General features: G+C 74.9%; 7 protein-coding genes. 6 read left to right on the plus strand and 1 reads right to left on the minus strand.

What is annotated here, in order from left to right:
* From glp to sepX, 5 genes are all read left to right on the plus strand, one after another.
* The coding region (gene glp / locus VR44_RS07475) for a molybdotransferase-like divisome protein Glp (protein WP_045946590.1) at positions 1-1,174 on the plus strand (1,174 nt) is incomplete at its 5' end.
* A gap of 196 nt (positions 1,175-1,370) precedes the next feature.
* Positions 1,371-1,850, plus strand: a complete 480-nt coding sequence (moaC, locus tag VR44_RS07480; RefSeq protein WP_045946591.1) for a cyclic pyranopterin monophosphate synthase MoaC — start codon at positions 1,371-1,373, stop codon at positions 1,848-1,850.
* 41 nt (positions 1,851-1,891) lie between these two features.
* Positions 1,892-2,440: a MogA/MoaB family molybdenum cofactor biosynthesis protein gene (locus tag VR44_RS07485; protein ID WP_211275033.1), complete on the plus strand. Its 549-nt coding sequence runs from the start codon at positions 1,892-1,894 to the stop codon at positions 2,438-2,440.
* A gap of 17 nt (positions 2,441-2,457) precedes the next feature.
* A complete protein-coding gene (locus tag VR44_RS07490; protein ID WP_045946592.1) occupies positions 2,458-3,078 on the plus strand; it encodes a GNAT family N-acetyltransferase in 621 nt (206 codons plus the stop codon).
* 154 nt (positions 3,079-3,232) lie between these two features.
* Positions 3,233-4,267, plus strand: a complete 1,035-nt coding sequence (gene sepX / locus VR44_RS07495) for a divisome protein SepX/GlpR (protein ID WP_045946593.1) — start codon at positions 3,233-3,235, stop codon at positions 4,265-4,267.
* Between the two features lie 274 nt (positions 4,268-4,541).
* On the opposite strand, the gene VR44_RS07500 is transcribed toward sepX, so the two are convergent.
* Complete coding sequence (locus VR44_RS07500; RefSeq protein WP_045946594.1) at positions 4,542-5,096, minus strand: hypothetical protein; 555 nt, start codon at positions 5,094-5,096, stop codon at positions 4,542-4,544.
* A gap of 82 nt (positions 5,097-5,178) precedes the next feature.
* Here VR44_RS07500 and VR44_RS07505 point away from each other — a divergent pair.
* Positions 5,179-6,250, plus strand: a 1,072-nt coding sequence (locus tag VR44_RS07505) for a CoA transferase (RefSeq protein ID WP_045946595.1), incomplete at its 3' end; no start/stop codon positions are given.

The following is a 6,250-nucleotide window of genomic DNA, read 5'->3' on the forward strand; positions in this document are numbered from 1 at the left end:
CAGCTCCATGGACGGGTACGCCGTCCGCACGGCCGACGTCCAGGGTGCGAGCGAGGAGTTCCCCGCGGTGCTCACGGTCGTCGGGGACGTCGCGGCGGGCAGCGGCGAGCTGCCCGCCGTCGGCCCCGGCCAGGCCGCCCGCATCATGACCGGCGCCCCCCTGCCGCCCGGCGCGGAAGCCGTCGTACCGGTCGAGTGGACCGACGGCGGCACGGGCGGCGGCGCCGCCTCCGGCATGACCCCGGCCAGCGCCGCGCCCGAGGGCGCGGGCGGCGAGGTACGGGTCCACCGCGCGGCTGAGGCCCGGGCGCACGTCCGCGCGCGCGGCAGCGACGTACAGGCCGGCGACCTGGCGCTGGCCGCCGGCACCGTCCTCGGGCCGCCGCAGATCGCGCTGCTGGCGGCCATCGGCCGCGGCACCGTCCGGGTCCGGCCGCGCCCGCGCGTGGTCGTCCTGTCGACCGGCAGCGAGCTGGTCCAGCCGGGTGAGCCGCTGGCCGCGGGGACGATCTACGACTCCAACAGCTTCGCGCTGGCCGCCGCTGCCCGGGACGCCGGCGCCATCGCCTACCGCGTCGGCGCGGTCGCCGACGACGCCGACACCCTGCGCGCCACCATCGAGGACCAGCTGATCCGCGCCGACCTGCTGGTCACCACGGGCGGGGTCAGCGTCGGCGCGTACGACGTGGTCAAGGAGGCGCTGACCGCGGCCGGCGGCGGCAGCGGCACCGGCGACGGCGAGGAGCCGCAGGCCGGGGGCGTGGACTTCCGCAAGCTCGCGATGCAGCCGGGCAAGCCCCAGGGCTTCGGCACGGTCGGCCCCGACCACACCCCGCTGCTGGCCCTGCCCGGCAACCCGGTGTCCTCGTACGTGTCCTTCGAGCTGTTCGTGCGCCCCGCCATCCGGGCCCTCATGGGGCTGCCGGCGTCGCAGGTCAGCCGGCCGAGCGTGCGGGCGGTGCTGAAGGCCGACGAGCCGCTGGGCTCCCCGGCCGCCCGTCGGCAGTTCCTGCGCGGGAAGTACGACCCCGAGGCGGGCACCGTCAGCCCGGTCGGCGGATCGGGCTCGCACCTGATCGCCGCGCTGGCGCACGCCGACTGTCTGATCGTCGTACCGGAGGATGTCACCTCGGTGGAGCCGGGCGCCGAGCTGGAAGTCGTCCCGCTCGGCTAGCCGTCCCGCCCGCGCAGCCGTCCCGCCCGGGCGGGTGCCCGCACGGCGGGCGGCCCGGCCGGCCGGCCGGCCCGCGCCGCCGGCCGTGCTGTTCGCCCAGTGGTCCTGCCCGGCTGGAGACCGCCCGGTGCGGGTAGCGTGTTGCATCACACAGGCCCCGGCGTGTCGGGGCCCGGAGCGGGAGCGGCACGTAGACATGAGTACGCAGAGCAGGCTGACGCACATCGACGAGGCCGGCGCGGCCCGGATGGTCGACGTATCGACAAAGGACGTCACCACCCGCACGGCGCGCGCCAGCGGCCGCGTCCTGGTCTCGTCCCGGGTGATCGAGCTGCTGCGCGGCGAGGGCGTGCCGAAGGGCGATGCCCTCGCCACCGCGCGGATCGCCGGGATCATGGGGGCCAAGAAGACCCCCGACCTGATCCCGCTCTGCCACCCGCTGGCGGTCTCCGGGGTGAGGGTGGACCTGAAGGTCGCCGACGACGCCGTCGAGATCCTCGCCACCGTCAAGACCACCGACCGCACGGGCGTGGAGATGGAGGCGCTGACCGCGGTCGCCGTCGCCGGACTCACCGTGATCGACATGGTGAAGGCCGTGGACAAGGGCGCGGTCATCACCGACGTCCGGGTGGAGGAGAAGACCGGCGGCAAGTCCGGCGACTGGACCCGCGCGTGACGCCCCCGCGCGGCGGCGAGGTCCACAGCCACGTGCCGCCCGTGGCCCATGACACCGGGGAGGCGCCGGCCGCCTCCGGGGCGCCCGCCGCCCGCGGCCTGGTGGTCACCGCCTCCAACCGCGCCTCGCAGGGCGTGTACGCGGACAAGGGCGGCCCGCTGCTGGCCGAGGCGCTGGAGAAGCTGGGCTTCACGGTCGACGGCCCGCGCGTCGTCCCGGACGGGGACCCCGTCGAGCAGGCGCTGCGCGAGGGCGTGGCCGCCGGGTACGACGTCATCCTCACCACCGGCGGCACCGGCATCTCGCCGACCGACCGGACCCCCGAGGCGACCGCCCGCGTGCTCGACTACGAGATCCCCGGCATCCCGCAGGCCATCCGTGCCGAGGGCCTCGCCAAGGTGCCGACCGCCGCGCTGTCGCGGGGTCTGGCGGGCGTGGCGGGCCGCACGCTGATCGTGAACCTGCCCGGCTCGACGGGCGGCGTCAAGGACGGTCTCGCGGTGCTGTCGCGGATCCTGCCGCACGCCGTCGACCAGATCCGGGGCGGAGACCACCCCAGACCGGACGCGGCAACCGGGAGCCCGAGCTGAACGGCCCGTCCTGGCCGGTGGTGCTGGCGGACGGCGACGTCACGCTGCGGCCCATAAAACTGCGCGACCAGCGCGACTGGCGCGAGGTCAACCGCCGCAACCGCGACTGGCTGCGGCCGTGGGAGGCCACGATCCCGCCGCCGGCACCATGGGGGCCGGTGATCCACCGGCCGACGTACCGGCAGATGGTCCGCCACCTGCGCGCGGAGGCGAACGCGGGCCGGATGCTGCCCTTCGTCATCGAGTACCAGGGGCGGCTGGTCGGCCAGCTGACCGTTGCCGGCATCACCTGGGGTTCGATGTGCGCCGCCCATGTGGGCTACTGGGTGGACCGGGACGTGGCGGGCCGCGGGGTGATGCCGACGGCCGTCGCGCTCGCCGTGGACCACTGCTTCCTGAGGGTCGGGCTGCACCGCATCGAGGTGTGCATCCGCCCGGAGAACGGTCCCAGCCGGCGGGTGGTGGAGAAGCTGGGCTTCCGCGAGGAGGGGCTGCGGCCGCGTTATCTGCACATCGACGGAGCGTGGCGCGACCACCTGGTCTTCGCGCTCACCGCGGAGGAGGTTCCGGAGGGGCTGCTGCGGCGCTGGAACCGGGTGCGCAAGAAGGAAAGCCCGCCGCCGGCGGCCGCCCCGTAAAGCGGCTAATCGCAAAAGCGTTCGAATTGTTGCTCGATTCGCCCATAACCTGATCCGAAGAATCACAAAAAAAGTCGGTGATATCAGCCGGATCGTGCGACACACCGGCCCAATTGGCTGATCCCGTCGGCCGCGCCCCTCTACGGTGTGGGGTGTGAGCAGCAGCGGCCTCATCTACGCAGTCATCGTGGGGGCCTGGGCCGCCTACTTGGTGCCCATGTGGCTCCGGAGGCAGGACGAGCTGAACGAAGCGCGTCCGACGGAACGCTTCTCCACCGCCATCCGGCTGCTTTCCGGCCGGGCGGGAATGGAGCGGCGTTACGCCAAGGGGCTGCGTGAGCGCGGTGAAGTCCAGGCGGAGGCCCAGCCCCACGCGGACCCGGAAGCGGCGACGGAAACGGTGAATTCCGTGGACGCCGACGCCCGGGCCCTCGGCGTGTCCCCGACCAGGGCCGAGCCGAGATCGGTCGAGGTCGAACGGGTCGAACGGGTCAGGCGCCAGCAGCGCCTCCAGGTACTCGCACGCCGTCGGCGCACCACCGCGCTGCTCTTCCTCGCCTTCAGCGGCGGCGCGATCGCCGCGGCGGTCGGCGGGCTGCGCTACCTGTGGGCGCCGGCCGTGCCGGCGCTGCTGCTCAGCGCCTACATCGTGCACCTGCGGGTCCAGGAGCGGCGGCGCTACGAGTTCACCATGGACCGGCGGCGCGCCGAGGCGGCCGCCCGCGCCCTGCGCGAGAGCCGCGCCCGACACCGCGACCAGGGCCCCGAGTCCGCCGGCACCGCCGAACCGGACCCCGCGCCGCCGGTTTCCCCGCAGGAGGCCGGGCGCCGTGCGCTCGTCGAGCAGACCGACCACGCCGAGTGGGTCGACCAGCAGCGTGAGCGTGAGCGCGGCCCGGCGCGCGGCGACAGCTGGGAACCCGTACCGGTCCCCCTGCCGACGTATGTGACGGCCCCCGTCGCCCCGCGCGCCACCGGGCCCGTCAACCCGGACGGCTGGAGTGCCACCCGTTCGAGCGCCGCCGAGCCCACGAACCCGCGCCTGCGCGCCCAGCCCGGCCCCGCCCCCGCGAAGCCGGACCCGCAGCCGCACCCGGCCGCCCCCCGCCCGCGCGGCCGCGACGCAGGGCGCACCCCGCTCTTCGACCAGTACGAGAGCGACGAGCGGCCGCGCGCCGCGAACGAGTGACGGGCCCGGCGCCCCGGCGGGTGACCAGCGCAGACCCCGCCCGCTGCATCGAGCACGGACAGCATCGAGGGGGTCTGGGGTTCAAATCCCCACAGGTCCACAGACGACAGTTCTTGAGTAGCTCTCAGGAATCGTCACGAGATCCCGTTCCGCCGAAAGGCGGGGCGGGATCTCGGCGTTTCGGGGGTGGGTCCGGGAGGCGGGGCCTCTCTGTGAAATCCCGTGCACTCCTGTGGGCTGCCCGGCATGCCCTGCCGGTGGCGTCGTCCGGGTCTCACGACCTGCCTTGCCGCCGCGCGGAGACCGATCCGTCCAGGACCAGCCGGTGCAGCTCGGCCGCGGAGGCGGACGTGAGCCGGTAGATGCCCTGGAGGCTGACCGAGCGGATCAGTCTGCCTTCGTCGACGTACTTCAGCGTCCGTTCGCCGCGGCGCGAGGTGTAGGTCAGCCGCTCCAGAAGGTCCGGCGGCACGGTCGTGCCGAAGGTGAGCGCGGAGCCCGGCGGGCCGGTGACCACCTCCGTGACGCAGCCGGTCTTGAGCGGCCGCCACTCCAGGAGCTTCGCGTAGTCGTCGTCGTGGAGCACCGAGCCCGCGTCCTCGTAGGGGATGATCCGGGACACCTCCATGGCTCCCAGCACGTGCAGCCGGGTGGCCAGGGCCCGCACGGGGTAGATCCGGTCGCCGGGGCGCACGCCCGCGCGACGGAAGCTCGGCAGCGACTGGTGCGGTCCGCCGAACAGCATCGTCAGCCGCCGGCCCGCGTAGCCGGACCGTCCCAGCTCGCGGCACAGATCGTTGGTCCACAGCGTCGTGTACGAGTTCGACATGACCCGACCGTATCCGCGCCCACTGACAGGAACCCCCGGCGGCTCCGCCGGGGTTGAGCGGCCGTCACGTCACACTGGACACATGACGAGCCAGGACGGCGCCACGGCGCAAGCGTGGGAAGCACTCGGTGGGGCGGACGGGCTTGCCGGGAGGGTGAGCTATCGGGGTCCGAGCGGGCTGGAGGGGCCGCTGCCGGTGCGGGAGTTGGCGCGGGCCACTGTCGGGGTGTGCGGGCTCGCGGCGGCCGAGCTGGCTGCCGTACGGGCCGGGGGGACGGCGCTGGACGCGGCTCCCGTGGTGGTGGACGAGGGGGCCGTGGCGACGGCGTTCGTCAGCGAGCGGCACCTGCGGGTGGCGGGCCGGGCGCCGGTGAGCTTCGCGCCGCTGTCGGGGTTCTGGCGGGCGGCCGACGGGTGGGTGCGCACCCACGCCAACTATCCGCACCACGAGGCGGCCCTCGTACGGGCCCTCGGTGTGCCCGCGACCCCGGAGGCGGTGCGCGGGGCGCTGGCGGAGCGGCGCGCGGTGGAGGTGCAGGAGCTCGTCTACGGGCAGGGCGGGCTGGCGGTAGCCGTGGCGCCCGAGTACGGGGAGCCGCAGCCGCTGGTGGAGTGGACCCCGGGGGAGGGGCGGGGCGGGCGGGTGCTCGCGGCGGAGCCCGGGCGTCTTCCGGCCGCGGGGGTGCGGGTACTGGACCTGACCCGGGTCATCGCCGGCCCCGTCGCCACCCGCACGCTCGGTGTGCTCGGGGCCGACGTGCTGCGGATCGACGCGCCGGGGCTGCCGGAGGCGGACGACGCTCACGCGGACACCGGCTTCGGAAAGCGGTCGGCGCTGCTGGACCTCGGCCGCTCCGAGGACCGGGCGGTGCTGGAGGGGTTGCTCGACGAGGCCGACGTGGTGGTGACGGGGTACCGGCCGGGGGCGCTGGAGCAGTTCGGGCTGGGCGGGGAGGAGTTGCTGGAGCGGCGGCCGGGGCTGGTGGTGGCCGAGTTGTGCGCGTGGGGGTGGCGCGGTCCGTGGGCCGGGCGGCGGGGGTTCGACTCGCTGGTGCAGGCGGGGTACGGGATCGCCGCGCGGTGCGCCGGGGAGGACGGTACGCCCGGGGTGCTGCCGGCGCAGGCGCTGGACCACGGGACGGGGTACCTGGTGG

The organism is Streptomyces katrae (assembly GCF_000966975.1).
GTDB classification, from domain to species: domain Bacteria; phylum Actinomycetota; class Actinomycetes; order Streptomycetales; family Streptomycetaceae; genus Streptomyces; species Streptomyces katrae.

Bases quoted from the DNA above. Each gene is read 5' to 3' on its own strand.
- moaC (WP_045946591.1), top strand. From the start codon at position 1,371: ATGAGTACGCAGAGCAGGCTGACGCACATCGACGAGGCCGGCGCGGCC.
- VR44_RS07500 (WP_045946594.1), bottom strand. From the start codon at position 5,096: ATGTCGAACTCGTACACGACGCTGTGGACCAACGATCTGTGCCGCGAG.